Genomic DNA, 16,688 nt, shown 5'->3' with positions numbered 1-16,688 from the left:
GGCGGCATAGTCCCGCCCCGCCGCTGTCGGCTGAAAAGCAGAAACAGCTCTGCCATTCCATTCCCCTCCCCCGTCGGGGGCCGGAAACGAATGCAGAGCTGTCATGGCTTTTTTGCGTCGCTCAGGTCTCGGCAGCGCCTGCAGATCCCTTGAAAATCAAGCCGGTGGTCCAGAACGGAAAAACCGTACTCGGCTTCGAGACGCTCTTCCAGAGGTCCGAGCCAGTCGTCCTTGATCTCCTCCATGGAGCCGCATTGCACGCAAATCAGATGATGATGGTGATGCTTGCTGTTGTCCGTTCTGAGATCGTAACGGGCTACGCCGTCTCCGAAGTTCATCTTCTCCACGACGTGAAGCTCGCTGAGAAGCTCAAGCGTGCGATAGACGGTGGCAAGGCCGATCTCGGGAGCCTTATCCTTGACGAGCATGAACACATCCTCGGCGCTGAGATGATCCTCTTCATTCTCAAGCAGGACGCGAACGGTCGCTTCGCGCTGCGGGGTCAACTTGTAGCCCTGCGACTGGAGCTGCTGCTTAATGGCATCAATGCGGGATTCCATAATTCCCCCCTACTACAAGAAAGCCGGCTTGCCGCCGGCGCTTATGAATCTATTATAGTTGGAAAACTTCTAGGAAGTCAATGATTCAGGCTTGCCGCCGCCCAGTCCGCTGCCCATCTCATCAAGGACGGAGACAGCCAGGCGTCGACCGCCGAAGCGGCCGCCAGCACCAGGAACATCGCGGCAGCCGTGCCGGCAAGCGCCGCCGCGGGAGGCAGCAGGGAGCCCTTCCTGCGGATGAACCGGTTGCGGATGACATAGAGGGAGAACGCCAACGATGCGCTGCTGACGGCCAGGTAGGCCGGGACGCCGATCAGATTCGGAGGAACGACGGACAGCAGGGAGAAGGCGAAGCCTCTCCACGACAGCTGGCTGACAAGCGTTCCGATCGCGAATCCGACCAGAACGCCCTTGAAGAAATCGAGCGCCAGGATGAACGGCATCCCGACTACGGTCAAGCCGAGCAGCCAGATCGCGAGCAGCCAGCGGCCATGCAGCCACAGCGCGCTCCAGAAGGCAGCCGCGGGCTCCGGGCCCGAGCCGGAGGAGAGCGAGCCCATGAAGCGCTCAGCTCTTCGCCGAGGCTCTCCTGCTGCCCGGCGGGAAGCGAGCTTGCCAGTACGGTGCCGAATAAGACTCCTACAGCAAAAAGCACCGCGACGAACAAGAGCAGCATCCTGCTCTCCCTGTCCGGTGCCTTGAAGATGCCAAGCATTCGCCTACCTCCTTCCAGGCTTGTCCGCGTATGGACAATCTATGCCCGGTGAAGCCGGTTCATGCCAATGACGCTACTCCCCGCTCCGAAGCCCCATCACTCCGGTATGCAGATAGAGCTTCCACAAATACACGGCCATAAGGGTCTTCGCATCACCGATGACGCCCTCCCGGATGTAAGCCTCGGCCTGTTCCATCGTCAGCGCTTCGACATGCAGCTCTTCATCGTCGTCAGGCTGGCTCTCGCCTTGGCTGAGTCCTTCGGCGGCGTAGAGATACACCTTCTCGTCGGCGAACCCCGGCGAAGTGTAGAACGCATCCACCAGCTTCATCTCCGAGGCGGTTACCCCCGTCTCCTCGCGCAGCTCGCGCGCGGCGCATGCCGCAGGGTCCTCGCCGGGATCCAGCTTGGCCTGCGGGAATCTCGACCTGGTATTTGTCCATCGGCTTGCGGTATTGGCCGACCGTCAGCAGCTTGCCGTCCAGCAGGGCGATCACGGCCGCGGCGCCGGGATGGCGCACGATTTCCCTGGATGCCATCTTGCCGCCGGGAAGCTTGACCTGATCGACCTGCAGCGTGATGATGCGGCCTTCGAAGATCGTTTCGGATGAAACGGTCGTCTCCGCGCCGGGAAGCTTTTTAGGTCCGTCCGATTGGTTCATTTCCATCAGCCTCCTGTTCGTTTGGAGCCGGCCTGCAGACGCTCCGGAATAACTTGTCCCATCTCTTCATATGCTCAGGCATAACCTTTGCGATAAGGATGTGTGTATCCATGAAAATGTACGTTGGAGCCAAGGAGCTCAGGCTGGTCGGAAAAGCATGGGAGATCCGCCATACCCTCCGCAAGCTGAGCCGCGGCGCCGGCCGGCCGGATGATAAGAGCCTGGAAAAGTTCCTCGCCAGGCGTTCCTGACGGCAAGCCGCTTGTGATTCGCACTTGATGGAGAGCGGCTTAAACGCATGCGTTCCCGACAGCAAGCCGCATGGAAGGTTATCCTCTCCCCTTGCCCATCTCCATCCCGCTTCCTGGGAAAGCGAAGCGGAGGCACTCCCTGCTACGCTCGGGCGCTCAAGCGGATGATGGCCGTCACGAGCTCCGCCAGCTTCGCGATGTCGTCGGCTTTGATCTGCTCCTTGGTCGTATGGATATGCTCGTAGCCGACCGCGAGATTGGCCGTCGGCACGCCCAGTCCGTTGAAGATGTTGGCGTCGCTGCCTCCGCCGGAGCGGAAGGTCGACGGGGACAGGCCGATCGAACGGATCGCCGCTGCGGCAGCCTGCACGACGGCGGAATCATCGGCATGGAGATAGGACGGGTAGATCAAGCTGTCCTCGAGCGACGCTGTCGTCCCGTAATCGACAGCCGTCGCTTCGACCGCTTGCCTCATGGCGGCGATCTGCGCCTGCAGCTTGGCGCCGTCGATGCTGCGGGCTTCGGCCTCCAGGCGAACGTAGTCGCAGACGACATTCGTGGCGCTGCCGCCCTCGAACCGGCCGATATTGGCCGTCGTCTCATGGTCGATTCGTCCCAAAGGCATGCGCGAAATCGCCTTGGAGGCGACTTGGATGGCGCTGATGCCGTCTTCCGGATTGACGCCTGCATGCGCCGAGCGGCCGTTGACATGGATGAAGATTTTTGTCTGGGCCGGAGCCGCTACCGCGATGCCCCCGACCGGTCCGTTGGAATCGAGCGCATAGCCGTATTCGGCGCGCAGCTTGCTGCGGTCCAGCGCCCTGGCTCCGGCGAGGCCCGTTTCCTCTCCGATCGTAATGACGAACTGGACTTCTCCATGCGGAATTCCGTTCTCCTGCAGCAGCCGGATCGCCTCCAGCATCGCGGCCAGGCCCGCCTTGTCGTCGCTTCCGAGAATCGTCGTGCCGTCGCTGCGCAGATAGCCGTCGTCGTCCAGACGGGGCTTGATGCCGATGCCCGGCTTCACCGTATCCATATGGGAGGTGAAGAAGATGACAGGCGCCTCGACGCCTGGCGAAGCCTTCAGCGTAGCGAACAGATTGTTCGCGCCATAACCGGTGGCGGCGGCCGCATCGTCCTCCTCGATTTCAAGTCCAAGCGCGGAAAATCGGTTTTTCAGCTCCTGGCTGATCGCGCCTTCATTGCGGGATTCGCTGTCGATTTGGACAAGCTCCATGAACTCTTGTACAACCCTGTCTTTATGGACCATTTTCCGAACGCTTCCTTTCGATCTGCTTCCGAATCCGTTACAATAGCGGTATGGGTTGTCCCCCTCATGCGGAGGGCAGCCGCCCCGGAAGGAGAAGAGCTGATGAACAATCCCAACCGCATCATGAAGGTCATCGTCTACGTCGTGTTGATTACTCTGCTCGTCACGACCGTCCTGTCCAGCATCGGCTGGCTGCTTTGACGAAGCGGCCGGCCTGGCCGGCCGGCTCCCTTCATCCCCTCATTCCCCGGCTGCAGACGCCGGATCGAAGCCGAACCTGCCCATGAAGTGGGGCAGGATTTCCCTGGCCGCCCTCTCGAGACTCATCTCGATGCCGGTCAGATCCTCGAACGAGGTTACCCCGTACTCCTGAATGCCGCACGGAATGATTCCGCTGAACCCCTGCTCCGCAATGCCCGCCTTGATGTTCAGGGCGAATCCGTGACTGGTCACGAACCCTCTGCGTTTCCTTGCTTTGTTGAATTTAATGCCGATGGCGGCGATCTTCTCATCGCCGACCCATACTCCCGTATACTCGGGCTTGCGCCCGCCTTCGATGCCGTAATCGGCAAGCCAGTCGATGATGACCTGCTCCAATTCCCTTAGAAAGCCGTGCAGATCAAGTCCTCTTGCATCGAGATACATAAGCGGATAGCCGACAAGCTGACCCGGACCATGGTACGTAATATCGCCGCCGCGATCGATTTCGAACACGCCTATGCCTTGCTTGCGGAGCTCTTCCGGGCTCAGCAGCAGATGCTCCGGATGGCGGTCCGTACCTAGCGTATAGGTGGGCGGATGCTGAAGAAGGAGGAGCGTCTCCGCTCTCTCCCCCCCGGTCGATTTCCGCTACGTATTCCTTTTGCAGCTCCCATGCTTCTCCATATTCTATGAAGTCGATATACCGAGCCAGGAGCGGCCTGCCTGATGGCTGCCTGTTGTCCATGGGATCCTCCCCGTCGTGGAATTCGTTCGTTCTAGTACAAATGCGTCTCGGAGCTGAAGCTTTCCAGGTTCTCCTTGACCCGCTGCAGGAAGCGTCCGCAGATGACGCCGTCCAGAATCCGGTGGTCGAGCGACAGGCAGATGTTCGCCATGGAACGGACGGCGAGCATGTCGTTGATGACGACGGGCCGCTTGACGATGGATTCGAACGTGATGATGGCGGCTTGCGGATAGTTGATGATCGGCTGGGTCAGGATCGCCCCGAACGAGCCGGTGTTGTTGATCGTGAAGGTGCCTCCCTGGACGTCGTCGACACGCAGCTTTCCTTCGCGGGTTTTGCGCGCGAGGGTGTCGATCTCGTGGGCGAGGCCGGCGATGTTTTTCTGGTCGGCGTTCTTGATGACCGGCGTGATGACGGAATCCTCCGTGCCGACCGACATCGAGATGTTGATGTCGCGCTTGACGATGATCTTATCGACGGCCCATACCGAGTTGATGATCGGGAAATCCTTGATCGCATTGACGACCGCCTTGATGAAGAACGCCAGATAGGTCAGATTCGTCCCTTCGCGCTTGCGGAAGTCGTCCTTGATCTTGCTCCGCAGCACGACCAGATTCGTCACATCCACCTCGATCATCATCCAGCCATGCGGAATCTCCGTGACGCTTTGGCGCATCCGGGTCGCGATCGTATTGCGGATGGGAGTTACGTCGATGAAATATTCGCCGCGGCCCGGAATCGCATGGCCTTCGATTTCCACCGAAGGAATGCGGGGCGTCTCGCCGAGATGAAGACCGGAGGAACGCACGGGACCGCGCGATTCAACGATCCGGTCGCCAGGCTCAAGTGCAGGCGCGGAGGCGGATGTCGGCGCGGAGGCCGACGCCTGCCCCTTGGAGGATGCTTCGGCATGGGCCAGAATGTCCTTGCGGGTAACCCGTCCGCCCGTCCCCGTGCCTTGAACGTCGGCCGGGTCGATTCCATGCTCGGCGGACAGCTGGAGGACAGCCGGCGAATACCGGCCGCGCATCGCTCCGGCAGGGCGAGCCTGCTGCTGCCAAGGGGATGCCGCCGCGGCGGATCTCGCCTCTTCCGCTGGAGCAGCTGCGGCGGCAGTCGATTCTGCTTCGGCCTCGGTCTCGATCAGGCAGATCGGAGTTCCGACCTCGACGGTCTCTCCCGTTCCGACCAGAATCTTGACCAGCCTGCCTGCGATCGTGGACGGAATCTCCGCCCCGACTTTGTCCGTAATGATTTCGCATACCGGCTCGTACATGCCGATCTGCTCGCCCGGCTGCTTCAGCCAGCGCTCGATCGTGGCGCTTACGACCGATTCGGCCAGCTTGGGCATCACGATTTCTTGTACGGTCACTTTCATCATATCGCTCCTTGCCGGGCCCCTGCTTGGAACAGGGACCTCATGGCTCGTAATCGCAAAGCATCGGGATCAGTAAAGAGCAAGCTCTCTCATGGCCTCGAGCACTTTGTCCTTGTTCAGCATGAAGAACTTCTCTCCGGGAGGATTGATCGGCATCGCCGGCACGTCCGGACCGCACAGTCTGCGGATCGGGGCGTCGAGCTCGTAGAGCATCTCTTCGGCGATGATTGCGGACACCTCCGCGCCGATGCCGCCGGTTTTGTTGTCCTCGTGAATGATCAGCACTTTTCCCGTGCGGCGGGCCGCTTCGAGAATGCCTTCCTTGTCAAGCGGCTGAAGGCTGCGCAGATCCAGAATATGGGCGCTGATCCCTTCCGCGGCGAGCTCCTCGGCTGCCTGCAGGGCGAAATGAAGAGGCAGGCTGTAGCTGATGACCGTAATGTCGTCGCCTTCCCGCAGCACGTTGGACTTGCCGATCGGCACCGTATAGTCGCCTTCCGGCACGGAGCCGTTCACGAGCGTATAACATTTTTTTGTTCTCGAAGAATAAGACCGGATCAGGGTCGCGGATAGCGGCCGTCAGCAGGCCCTTGGCGTCCGCAGGCGTATAAGGGGCGACGATCTTGAGCCCCGGCGTTCCGAAGAAGACCGATTCCGGGCATTGCGAATGATAGAGGCCACCGAAGATGCCGCCGCCGATCGGCGCGCGGATGACGAGCGGGCAGGACCAGTCGTTGTTCGAGCGGTAACGGATTTTGGCCGCCTCGCTGATGATCTGGTTCGTCGCCGGGAACATGAAGTCCGAATACTGCATTTCCGCGATCGGCTTCATGCCGTACATGGCCGCTCCGATCGCGACTCCGGCGATCGCCGATTCCGACAGCGGAGTGTCCATGACGCGGGTCTCGCCGAACTGCTGCTGAAGGCCTTTGGTCGTCGTGAAAACGCCGCCCTTGACGCCTACATCCTCACCGAGCACGAATACATCCGGATCGCGCTCCATTTCTTCTTTCATGGCAAGCCGGATCGCCTCTATATAGTCGAGTACTGGCATCGGTTACTTTCCTCCTTCGCTTCCGTCCGCGTACACATGGAGCAGCGTGCTCTCCGCTTCCGGGAAAGGCGCTTCATCGGCATATTTCGTCGCCTCGTCGAGCTCCCGGCGGATCGCTGCCGTCAGCTCCTCGTCCTTTTCCACGCTCCAGGCGCCGGCATCGATCAGATACTGGCGGAAGCAGAGCACGCCGTCTTTGGCGCGGTTCTCATCCACTTCCTCCTTGGTCCGGTAAGCAAGATCGTTGTCCGAAGTGGAGTGGGGCGACAGCCGGTACATCATCGCCTCGACGAGGGTCGGCCCTTCGCCGGCAAGCGCGCGGCGATGCGCTTCCTTGACGACGCCGTAGACTGCAAGCGGATCGTTGCCGTCTACACGCAGGCCGGTGAAGCCGTAGCCGATGGCGCGGTCCGCCACCTTGCCGCCCAGCTGCTTATGGACCGGCACCGAGATGGCATACTGGTTGTTCTCGCACATGAGAATGACGGGCAGCTTGTGGACGCCCGCAAAGTTGCAGCCTTCATGGAAATCGCCCTGGTTGCTCGAGCCTTCCCCGAACGTCACAAAGCTGACTCTCTGCTCGCCTTTCATCTTGGCGGCCAGAGCGATGCCGACCGCATGGGGAACCTGAGTCGTCACGGGTGAAGAACCGGTGACGATCCGCAGCCGCTTGTGCCCGAAGTGGCCCGGCATCTGCCGGCCGCCGCTCGTCGGATCCTCGGCTTTGGCGAAAACGGACAGCATCAGCTCGCGCAGCGTCATGCCGACCGAGAGGACGAAGCCGTAATCGCGATAATAAGGAAGAAAATAGTCCCGGTCCCGGTCAAGAGCCCAGGCTGCGGCTACTTGAGCGGCTTCCTGGCCGATTCCGGATACGTGGAAATTGATTTTGCCGGCACGCTGCAGCAAGAGGACTCTCTCGTCGAACATTCGGGCCGTGCGCATTTTCGCATACATTTGAACAGCATCTTCATCCGACAATCCGAGCTCGCGGTGACGGGACAAGCTGCCTACAGGTGGTTGGTTCATGGGATGAACCTCCTTCTGCTCCTAGTTTTAATACCAGGTACTAATACTTGATCATACTCATTATAACTCGGTCTCGGGCAAAAGAAAACTCCAGCCGCTCAAAAGCGGCTGGAAGGTCAGAAGGAGAACGATTTGCCGTCCACGGCCAGCATGGCTTCCCCTAACGCTTCCGATAGGGAAGGATGAGGATGGATGCTCGCTCCGACTTCCCACGGCACGGCGTCAACGAGCTGCGCGAGCGCCGCTTCGGCAATGAGCTCCGTCGCATGAGCGCCGATGATATGAACCCCTAGCAAGTCTCCTGTCGTCGAATCCGCGACGACCTTGACAAAGCCCTGCGTATCTCCCTGCACGATCGCTTTGGCGACCGCTGCGAATGGAAGGCGTGCGGTCTTGGGCTCATGCCCCAATGCTCGAGCCTGCTCCTCCGTATATCCGATCGAGGCTGTTTCCGGATGGCTGTATACGCAGCGAGGAATCCGATGCGAAGCCGGCGGAGCCGTCTTTTCGCCGAGAATATGCTCCACGGCAGCGATTCCTTCGTGAGCGGCGGCATGAGCCAGCTGCACCCCTCCGGTTACGTCTCCTATGGCGTAAATATGAGGCTCCGATGTTTGCAGGCTGCCGTTCACTTTGACCCAGCCGCCGCTGACCTGGATATCGGTATTCTCAAGGCCGATGCCCTCGACGTTGGCTACTCGGCCGACCGACACCAGAAGCTTCTCGGCTTCGAGCTTGACGGTCGCGGAGCCGATCCGCGCATCGACGGCAATTCCCGCCGAATGCCGATCCAGCGTCTCAGGCATGACGACGGCGTCGGTATGGATGACGGCACCTCTAGACTTTAACGCTTTGGCTAAAGCTCCCGAGACGTCGGCATCTTCTCCGGGCAAAATGCGGGAGGCTGTCTCGACTAGCGTCACCTTGACGCCGAAATCAGTCAGCATCGAAGCCCATTCCACCCCGATCACGCCTCCTCCGACAATAATCATCGAGGCTGGCAGCGACTCCAGACGAAGCGCATCGTCGCTGTTCAAGACATTCCCGCCGTCCGGCTCCAGACCCGGCAATATCCGCGGACGCGAGCCCGTCGCGATGATCAGCTGTTTGGACACGACGGATTCCGTCTCCCCGTCCGCCAATTCGACGGCCAACGTGCCGCTCTTGGGCGAGAAGATGGACGGGCCGACAATACGCCCGCTGCCATGTACGATCTGGATGCCGTGTTTCTTCATCAGCTGCTGGAGTCCGCGGTACAACTGGTCCACGGCGGCTTCCTTGCGGCTCTGAACGGCTCCGAAATCTAAGCTTATGCCGCTCTTGTCGACCTTGACTCCATATGTATCCGCATGCAGGAGCGACTGGTACACCTCCGCGCTTCGAAGCAGGGCTTTGCTTGGAATGCAGCCTCGATGCAAGCATGTGCCGCCGACTCGGTCCCTCTCCACGATCGCTACGGATTTCCCTTCCTGCGCCGCTCGAATTGCAGCCGTGTATCCGCCTGGTCCCCCGCCAAGCACGGCAATATCTACTTGAATCGTCATCGTATCGTTCCCCTTCAATCAAAGTGCAATGACTCCATTGTACCTTTTTTAAAACGCGAATAACACTGCATGGACAAGCATGCGGTTTAACGGTATCATTAAAAAAGGCTTATTTTAGGCAACTTTGTCAGGAATATAGCCGAGTTTGGGCCTGATTAAGGAGAGAACACCATGAGAATGGTCATATCCAGGTTTATTGCTATTCTTATTCTTGTCATTCCCGGAATCATAGCCTGTTACGGTTTTCTGAAGATGAAAAGCTCCACGTTCGAATATTTTGCCGATCTCGGCAATGATTCCATCATTCCGCATTTCAAATGGCTGCCCTTCATCGGCGGGTTCATCATGTTTGCTCTCGGAATCGGTTTCATCGGGGGCTGGATCTTCTTCCGCGACCGCAAGCATAATTATGTCGCTCCGAGATTCAAGAAGAAGCGGCCAAGACCCAACGTTTGACCCGCAAGGCGATGGCACAAGCAATTCCTTTTCCTGACTCGTACTATACAAGTATCCAGCCAGGAAAGGAGTTGCAAGCATGTCCTGTCATCCGAATCGTCCATATTGCCCTGAAGAGACCGTTGTCGATCCTACTCAAACGGTATACCGCGATGTCTATCATCCGCAGCTCGTCAGAGTCGTCCACAACATCGATATCGTTACTCGTCATCACTGCGTGCCCGTCCGTTGCGACGTCTACCGCTACAATTGCCGCGATGAACATGTAGGCTCTGCCAACAACGAGAATCATGAACATCACGAGAATTGCGGCTGCAATCGATCCAGCATCTCCCGGGCCAAAGTCAAGAAATCCTCCAAGCCCCGTTCCAAAAAGAAATAGTTCCCGCCGAAAATGACTGCACGCGGAACCGCGTCTTCATTCGTGCCGGTAAAAGAAGACCGTTGCGGCTTAATGCCCAACGGCCTTCTTTGTTTTATCAAGGTATGATGAGCTCTGGTGCTGCATGATGAGCTTTGAGCTTTAATCTTACCAATGAATGATGAGCTTTGGTTTTTTTAAGGGATGAAGAGCTTTGGGTTTTCAAGAGATGAAGAGCTTTTAGGTGTTGCCAAGAGTATGATGAACTTTTATTTCAAGAAAATTACGGAAACCTTTGATGCACGAGCCAAAAGATTTCATGAAAAGCCATTCCATTCTTCCCTGCGCTCGCTTGCTGAACAACTTCTTTTAAAGCTCAGCTGTCCATGCACAAGCTGCCTAGCAGCAAGGAGCGTTTATGCCATCCGGTCTCATCCTGCAGCGGATGGCTTAGCTGACCTTATGCTCGATCCGCAGCTTGTCCGCCACCATCGCGATGAACTCGGAGTTCGTCGGCTTCGACTTGCTGATGTTGATTGTGTAGCCGAACAAGTGGCTGATGCTGTCGATGTTGCCGCGTGTCCAGGCGACTTCGATCGCATGGCGAATAGCGCGCTCGACGCGGGAAGGAGTCGTTTTGAACTTTTCCGCAATGGCAGGATACAGCGTTTTGGTGATGGCGCCGAGAATTTCGATGTTGTTGTACACCATCGTGATGGCCTCGCGCAAATACTGATATCCTTTAATATGTGCAGGAACGCCGATTTCATGAATGATGCTGGTGATATTGGCGTCCAGATTTTTCCCTTTTGCAATCGGCACTACGTTGGACTTGATGACCGAAGATGCGGAGAACGAAGAGCCGGATGATGCCATGACCGCAGAATTGCCTACAAGCTGACGTACGCGGTTGGCCAGCATCTCCATGTCAAACGGTTTGAGGATATAATAGGATGCTCCCAGCTGTACGGCCTTTTGCGTGATGTTCTCTTGGCCGAAAGCTGTCAGCATGATAATTTTAGGCATCGGTTGAATTCCGGCCTCGCGCAGACGTTCCAATACGCCGAGACCATCAAGATGAGGCATGATGATGTCGAGAATAAGCACATCCGGAATACGTTCCATTTCGCTGAGCAAACGCAATACTTCTTCGCCATTGTAAGCGATGCCGGACACTTCCATATCATCCTGCTCCGATATGTACTCCGAAAGCAGGTTCGTAAATTCCCTATTGTCATCCGCTAACAAAACTTCAATTTTAGCCAAGATTGGTCCTCCTCCAAATTGAACTGAGATGGTCGGCTGCTCATTTTGCTCTTATAACGTTTCGACAGTTTTGATAGAATTCCTTCTGTCGAATATTATTTTTCTTTATTTTTCCTAACGATAAATGTATAATAATTATTTTACTACATTTAGCGACCCCGTTCCTTATCATTCGACAAAAACAGAGACCTCAAGGCATCAAGCTGCCTTAAGGTCTCTGTTCGAGGTTTGAAGAAGAACACCTGCGTCTTGAAGCATCCACTCGATAAAACATCCGTATCCGGAAGAAGGATCATTTACGAATACATGCGTCACCGCTCCGATCAGCTTGCCGTTCTGCATGATCGGACTTCCCGACATGCCTTGAACGATGCCGCCCGTCAAATCCAGTAGCCTTTTGTCTGTAACCTTGATGACCATGCCCTTAGTCGCCGGACTTTTCTGCCTGCTCACATGCGAAATCTCGACCTTGAACCGCTCGACCTTCTGTCCGCTCAGCACGGTCAGAATTTCGGCCGGCCCTTCGGCCACTTCTTCCGAAAAAGCGACTGGAACCGCTTCGGATTGATAGCTATGGCCCGGCATTTCTTTCATCTTGCCGAAGATGCCGAAAGGCGTATTGCGCTCGATGTTGCCAAGAATCTGGCTTTCGTTCACGAAATGGGCTCTTTTCTCCCCCGGTTCGCCGCTCAAGCTTTTGTTGATGGAAGTCACATTGGACTGTAGGATCTGGCCGTCCCCGACTTCAATGGCCGTGCCGGTATCCAGATCGGTAATGACATGTCCCAGAGCGCCATACACGCCTTGATCCGGCGCGTAGAACGTCAGCGTCCCTACGCCTGCAGCGGAATCGCGGATATATAGCCCGATTCGCCAGGAGCGGTCATCCGCGTCGTAAGCCGGCTTAAGCTCGATGTCCATCATTTTTCCAGCCCTTTTGACTTTCAGTTTCATCGGTTCCTTGCTGACTCCGGCTGTCTCGGTAAATTCCGCGACCTGCTTGACTTCACGTACGCGCTTGCCGTTGATTTCCATGATCAAATCGCCCAAACGAATGCCTGCAAGCTCTCCAGGAGAAACTTTGGATTGCGGACTTTCCTTAACGAGATGATGGCCGACAACAAGAATGCCTGAGGATTTTACTTTGACTCCGATCGTCTGTCCTCCTGGAATGACCTTCAGATCGGGAACGACATCGACATGAACCGTCTTGAAGGGAATAGCGCCGAACAGCTTCAACGACATCGTGGCTTTGCCGGTTTCTTTGGAAGCGGCAATGGATATAGGCCGATTCAAATCAAGCGATTGCCTTCCTTCGGATTTTCCGTTCACATGAATGAGGTTGGAGTCCACGGTCATGTCCGCACGAACGGGCATGTTGTAATCCAGTCGTTTCATCTGCCCGGAGAATAATCGCAGCTCATTCGGGAATGAGGCATAATTCAGGAACGGACTGGAGATGCCGATCATGCAAACGAAGAATACAAGAACTAACCCGAACCACCGCTTCCGCTGGTTGGCGCTCAATGATCTCACGCTCCCTGTAGTTCCATCGCTTGACGAGAAAGGTAATCGCCAATTGCGTACCTATAAGGTACCCCGCCCCCCCTGATTTATGTCCGATAAAACATTCCCTGAATACCTTGATCAGGCCCCTTTTTGACGATCTGCCAGCACCAGCATTTCCTGTGCATGATGACGGGTTTTGTCCGTCACCTCTACGCCTCCGAGCATGCGGGCGAGCTCTTCGATTCGCTCGCGGTCGCTCAGCTCCTTGACGGATGTGACCGTCCTGTCGCGCACGACATCCTTGCTGATCTCATAATGGTAATCCGCCATGCAGGCGACTTGCGGCAGATGGGTGATTGAGAACACCTGGCATTTGCCGGATAATTGCGACATCTTTTCCGCTATTGCTTGCGCTGCCCTGCCGCTTACGCCGGTATCCACCTCATCGAAGATAAGTACGGGCACTTGATCGATCTCCGCGAAGATGCTTTTGAGCGCCAGCATGATTCTGGACATCTCGCCTCCGGAAGCGATTTTGCTGAGCGGCTTGAGCGGCTCTCCCGGGTTGGGAGCCAACAGGAAATCGGCTTCGTCGATGCCGTTGAGGCCGAGACGGTAGCCGTCGCCCTGCGGCTGTCTTTGCAGGGAAGCGCGGAAAACGGTTCGGCTCATGCCGAGATCTTTCAATTGAAGCTCGACCGATGCCGACAGCAGCTCAGCGGCGGCAAAGCGCTGCTGCGAGAGGCTTTCTCCAAGCGCCGACGCTTCCGCATGCGCGCTTTGGAGCGACGCCTCCAGCTGCCGGATATGCTCATCCCTGTTCTCAATCAGATCCGCTTCATGTTTAATTTTCTTGTAATAAGCCAGAATATCGGCAACGGTGTCGCCGTACTTACGGCGCAGGCCGCCGATGACCGTAAGCCTGTCCTCGATGACGTCAAGCCGCTCCGGATCGCTCTGGACGGAATCGCGATAGCCTCGAAGCTGATGCGCAGCGTCTTCGGCTTGGTAGAACGCTCCCTTCAGCTGTTCCAGCAGCGGCTCCAGCACAGCCGAATCGTAAGCCTTGATGTCTTCAAGCTTGGCGATTGCCGAGCTGATGCCCTCAAGCGACCCGCCATCGAACAGCAGCCCGTATGCAGCCGATGCATGGGACATCAGCTTTTCCGAATGCGAAAGCTTCTCCTTCTCTTCCTGCAGCTGATCCCATTCATCCTTCTTGAGTCCGGCGGAACGGATCTCCTGGAGCTGGAACTTGTAGAGGTCGAGCATCTGCATGTTGTGGCGGCTTGTATCCTGGGCGTTCTTGAGCGCCTGCCGGACTTCGCCGTAGCGGGAGAAGGCGGCCTGGTACTCGCGCTTCAAGCCGGCCACCTTCTCGCCTGCGAACAGGTCGAGCCATTCGAGATGATGCTCGCTCTTCAAAAGGGATTGATGCTCATGCTGGCCATGAACGTTGACCAGGCACTCTCCGACCTCGCGCAGCATCGTCAGATTCGCTATGCTGCCGTTGATCCGGCAAGAGCTCTTTCCTTGAGCGGAGAGCTCTCTGCGGATGATGAGCAGGTCCTCCGAGCTGCCCTGGAGCCCAAGCCGCTCGATCGCCCTCCATACCGGATGGCCGGCCGGAAGATCGAATGTCGCCTCCATCTCCGCCTTGTCGCATCCGTAACGGACCATATCCGACGATCCTCTGCCGCCGATCAAAAGAATGAGCGCATCGATCAAAATGGACTTCCCGGCCCCCGTCTCGCCGGTCAATACATGGAAACCATCATGGAAACCGACCGTGACTTCTTCAATAACGGCTAAATTGCGGATGGACAATTCGCGAAGCATAAAGACACACTCCTCGTTCCGTAAAAGTTGGTATTAGTTCATCATGCCGAGCAGCAGATCGACGATCTTGCTGCCGCCTTCTTTCTTGCGGCATATGATCAAAATCGTATCGTCGCCGGAAATCGTTCCCATGATCTCCGGCCATTCCATGCCGTCCAGCAGGGAAGCGATTCCGTTGGCTGTTCCGGGCAAGCACTTCATGACGACCAGATTGTCAGCCTGATCCACCCCGAGGAAGTTGTCCAGCATGGAACGCTTGAGCTTGTTGACGGGTACGAAGCGCTGCTCCTGCGGCAATGAATACTTGTACCTGCCGTCCTCGGCAGGCACCTTGATGAGCTGCAGCTCCTTGATATCCCTCGACACGGTTGCCTGGGTCACCTGCAGCCCGGTCGCACGCAGGGCTTCCACCAGCTCGTCCTGGGTTTCGATGACGCTCCTGCCGATGATCTCCCTGATCTTGACATGACGAAGACCTTTCATCCCTTATGCCTCCCTTGTTCTTGGCCTCTTGGTATCTTCTAAATCGAACTTGACCGTTCTTATCGAGCGCTCCGCCGGATCCACGACCAGAATGCCTTCCAGCTCCGGCATCAGCAGGCTGAAAACCAGCAGCCGATCGCGCAGGCCGCTGCCCGTCCAATCCATAGGCTGGCGCTCGCGGCTGATCTTAACCGCGTACATAAGTCCATCACATTCCGCCACATAATCGATGTAGAGGCGGCTGTACAATTCCTGACCGTCCAATTCCACGGCGATAGGAACCTTGTGCTTGCCGGACAACACTTCATATCCCCGTGATTCCAGAAAGAGCACATGGGCATCGTCAGGTTCAAGCAGTTCTCCTCTTCCCAGGACAAGCCGCTTCATTCCTCGCGGCTGATGGAGCCAATTGTAGAAGGCGCGGTACCCCCAATAGACGATTAGCAGAGCTGCCGCAACCATGACGAACAGATCCACGATCTTCCCTCCTCCCGCAAGCGGCGGTGAGGGATGAATTCGATTTTTCTGCCGCATTTCCTTCATGGAGAGTGAGAATTATCCCCGAACATTTGTTTGTTGTTTCCAGAATACCAGAACATGCGTTTGTCTGTAAAGTGGGGCTGGAAGAAATTTATTTGCCCGTGCCGAATCTCTCCCCGGCTTCCTGGACGACTTGGGCGATCTGCTCGCTCGACCATCCGGCCGCTCCTTCAACGTCCATTTCCCCGCCGCCGGCCCGCTTCCAGCGCGCCAGAAACTCAATGTTGCCCTCTCCGCCGGTTATCGGCGAATACGTCAGGCCGACGAGAGCGAAGCCGGATGCGTCCGCAGCTTCCAGCACCGAATGCAGCACTTCCCTGTGCACGGAAGGCTCCCGGACGATGCCCGCTTTGCCGACCTTCTCGCGGCCGGCTTCGAACTGAGGCTTGATCAGCGCCACGACATCGGCTCCGGCAGCCAGCAGCTGCGACAGCGGAGGCAGGATGAGCTTGAGGGAAATGAAGGATACATCGATGGAAGCGAAATCCGGCCGGGCTCCCTGGATGTCCTCGGGAGTCATGAAACGGAAATTGACCCTTTCCATCACGGTCACTCTCGAGTCCTGGCGAAGCGACCAATCGAGCTGATTGTACCCGACGTCGATCGCATAGACGTGCCCGGCTCCATGCTGAAGCGCGCAGTCCGTGAACCCTCCTGTCGAAGCCCCGATATCGAGCATCGTGCGGCCGGCGAGATCAAGCCCGAATTCACGGATCGCCTTCTCCAGCTTCAGACCTCCGCGGCTGACGTAAGGATGGACGCTTCCCTTGACTTTGATATCGAGCTTCCCATGATTTCGTCATCCAGCAAATGGCCGACTACATG

15 protein-coding genes and 4 pseudogenes are annotated in these 16,688 nt (G+C 57.1%); 4 read left to right on the top strand and 15 right to left on the bottom strand.

The features are described from left to right. Positions 1-101 precede the first annotated feature (101 nt). The 3 genes and pseudogenes from BN871_RS12335 to BN871_RS12325 all read right to left on the bottom strand — a co-directional run bounded on the left by BN871_RS12335 (position 102) and on the right by BN871_RS12325 (position 1,937). Positions 102-560, bottom strand: coding sequence for a Fur family transcriptional regulator (locus BN871_RS12335; RefSeq protein WP_048746300.1), 459 nt, complete (start codon positions 558-560; stop codon positions 102-104). Between the two features lie 77 nt (positions 561-637). Continuing rightward, the gene (spoIIM, locus tag BN871_RS12330; RefSeq protein WP_048746298.1) at positions 638-1,120 is read right to left on the bottom strand and encodes a stage II sporulation protein M; all 483 of its coding nucleotides are present in this window, start codon (positions 1,118-1,120) and stop codon (positions 638-640) included. Positions 1,121-1,348: 228 nt separating this feature from the next. Further along, positions 1,349-1,937: pseudogene (locus BN871_RS12325) on the bottom strand (NUDIX domain-containing protein). A gap of 110 nt (positions 1,938-2,047) precedes the next feature. On the opposite strand from BN871_RS12325, the gene mciZ reads away from it, so the two are divergent. After that, entirely contained in the window at positions 2,048-2,188 is a 141-nt protein-coding gene (gene mciZ / locus BN871_RS26845; protein ID WP_021880391.1) for a Z-ring formation inhibitor MciZ, read from the top strand. A gap of 142 nt (positions 2,189-2,330) precedes the next feature. Here the strand turns inward: mciZ and BN871_RS12320 are convergent, their stop codons facing one another. After that, positions 2,331-3,458 (bottom strand): M20/M25/M40 family metallo-hydrolase, encoded by a 1,128-nt coding sequence (locus BN871_RS12320; protein ID WP_048746296.1) that lies wholly within the window; start codon positions 3,456-3,458, stop codon positions 2,331-2,333. A gap of 102 nt (positions 3,459-3,560) precedes the next feature. Here BN871_RS12320 and prli42 point away from each other — a divergent pair, with 102 nt between their 5' ends. Next, positions 3,561-3,659, top strand: coding sequence for a stressosome-associated protein Prli42 (prli42, locus tag BN871_RS27675; RefSeq protein WP_157053892.1), 99 nt, complete (start codon positions 3,561-3,563; stop codon positions 3,657-3,659). Positions 3,660-3,698: 39 nt separating this feature from the next. Here prli42 and lipB read toward each other — a convergent pair. The 5 genes and pseudogenes from lipB to lpdA form a co-directional block, all read right to left on the bottom strand. After that, positions 3,699-4,404: pseudogene (lipB, locus tag BN871_RS12315) on the bottom strand (lipoyl(octanoyl) transferase LipB). 31 nt (positions 4,405-4,435) lie between these two features. Further along, entirely contained in the window at positions 4,436-5,782 is a 1,347-nt protein-coding gene (locus BN871_RS12310) for a dihydrolipoamide acetyltransferase family protein (protein ID WP_048746294.1), read from the bottom strand. Positions 5,783-5,851: 69 nt separating this feature from the next. Next, positions 5,852-6,836: pseudogene (locus BN871_RS12305) on the bottom strand (alpha-ketoacid dehydrogenase subunit beta). A gap of 3 nt (positions 6,837-6,839) precedes the next feature. Beyond that, a complete protein-coding gene (locus BN871_RS12300; protein WP_048746292.1) occupies positions 6,840-7,865 on the bottom strand; it encodes a thiamine pyrophosphate-dependent dehydrogenase E1 component subunit alpha in 1,026 nt (341 codons plus the stop codon). A 116-nt stretch (positions 7,866-7,981) separates the two neighbouring features. Beyond that, complete coding sequence (gene lpdA, locus BN871_RS12295; RefSeq protein ID WP_048746291.1) at positions 7,982-9,409, bottom strand: dihydrolipoyl dehydrogenase; 1,428 nt, start codon at positions 9,407-9,409, stop codon at positions 7,982-7,984. A 171-nt stretch (positions 9,410-9,580) separates the two neighbouring features. Here lpdA and BN871_RS12290 point away from each other — a divergent pair, with 171 nt between their 5' ends. Together BN871_RS12290 and BN871_RS28360 are read left to right on the top strand one after the other, a co-directional pair. Then, entirely contained in the window at positions 9,581-9,865 is a 285-nt protein-coding gene (locus BN871_RS12290) for a DUF2627 domain-containing protein (RefSeq protein ID WP_021880398.1), read from the top strand. 79 nt (positions 9,866-9,944) lie between these two features. Next, positions 9,945-10,247, top strand: coding sequence for a hypothetical protein (locus BN871_RS28360; protein ID WP_021880399.1), 303 nt, complete (start codon positions 9,945-9,947; stop codon positions 10,245-10,247). Between the two features lie 429 nt (positions 10,248-10,676). Here BN871_RS28360 and spo0A read toward each other — a convergent pair whose 3' ends face one another. The 6 genes and pseudogenes from spo0A to BN871_RS12255 form a co-directional block, all read right to left on the bottom strand. Further along, positions 10,677-11,492, bottom strand: coding sequence for a sporulation transcription factor Spo0A (spo0A, locus tag BN871_RS12280; RefSeq protein WP_048746286.1), 816 nt, complete (start codon positions 11,490-11,492; stop codon positions 10,677-10,679). Positions 11,493-11,690: 198 nt separating this feature from the next. Continuing rightward, positions 11,691-13,019, bottom strand: coding sequence for a SpoIVB peptidase (gene spoIVB / locus BN871_RS12275; RefSeq protein WP_048746284.1), 1,329 nt, complete (start codon positions 13,017-13,019; stop codon positions 11,691-11,693). A gap of 120 nt (positions 13,020-13,139) precedes the next feature. After that, the gene (recN, locus tag BN871_RS12270) at positions 13,140-14,840 is read right to left on the bottom strand and encodes a DNA repair protein RecN (protein ID WP_021882312.1); all 1,701 of its coding nucleotides are present in this window, start codon (positions 14,838-14,840) and stop codon (positions 13,140-13,142) included. A gap of 33 nt (positions 14,841-14,873) precedes the next feature. After that, positions 14,874-15,323, bottom strand: a complete 450-nt coding sequence (ahrC, locus tag BN871_RS12265) for a transcriptional regulator AhrC/ArgR (RefSeq protein ID WP_021882313.1) — start codon at positions 15,321-15,323, stop codon at positions 14,874-14,876. 3 nt (positions 15,324-15,326) lie between these two features. Beyond that, positions 15,327-15,800 carry a hypothetical protein gene (locus BN871_RS12260; RefSeq protein ID WP_232312998.1) on the bottom strand — a complete coding sequence of 158 codons (474 nt, stop codon included), beginning with the start codon at positions 15,798-15,800 and terminating at the stop codon, positions 15,327-15,329. Between the two features lie 154 nt (positions 15,801-15,954). Beyond that, positions 15,955-16,644: pseudogene (locus BN871_RS12255) on the bottom strand (TlyA family RNA methyltransferase); the annotation flags it as partial. Between the last annotated feature and the right edge of the window lie 44 nt (positions 16,645-16,688).

It is taken from the genome of Paenibacillus sp. P22 (genome assembly GCF_000469945.2).
GTDB classification, from domain to species: Bacteria; Bacillota; Bacilli; order Paenibacillales; family Paenibacillaceae; genus Paenibacillus_O; species Paenibacillus_O humicus.
Note: the sequence above shows the minus strand (reverse complement) of the source record. Positions and strands in the feature narration are given on the sequence as shown.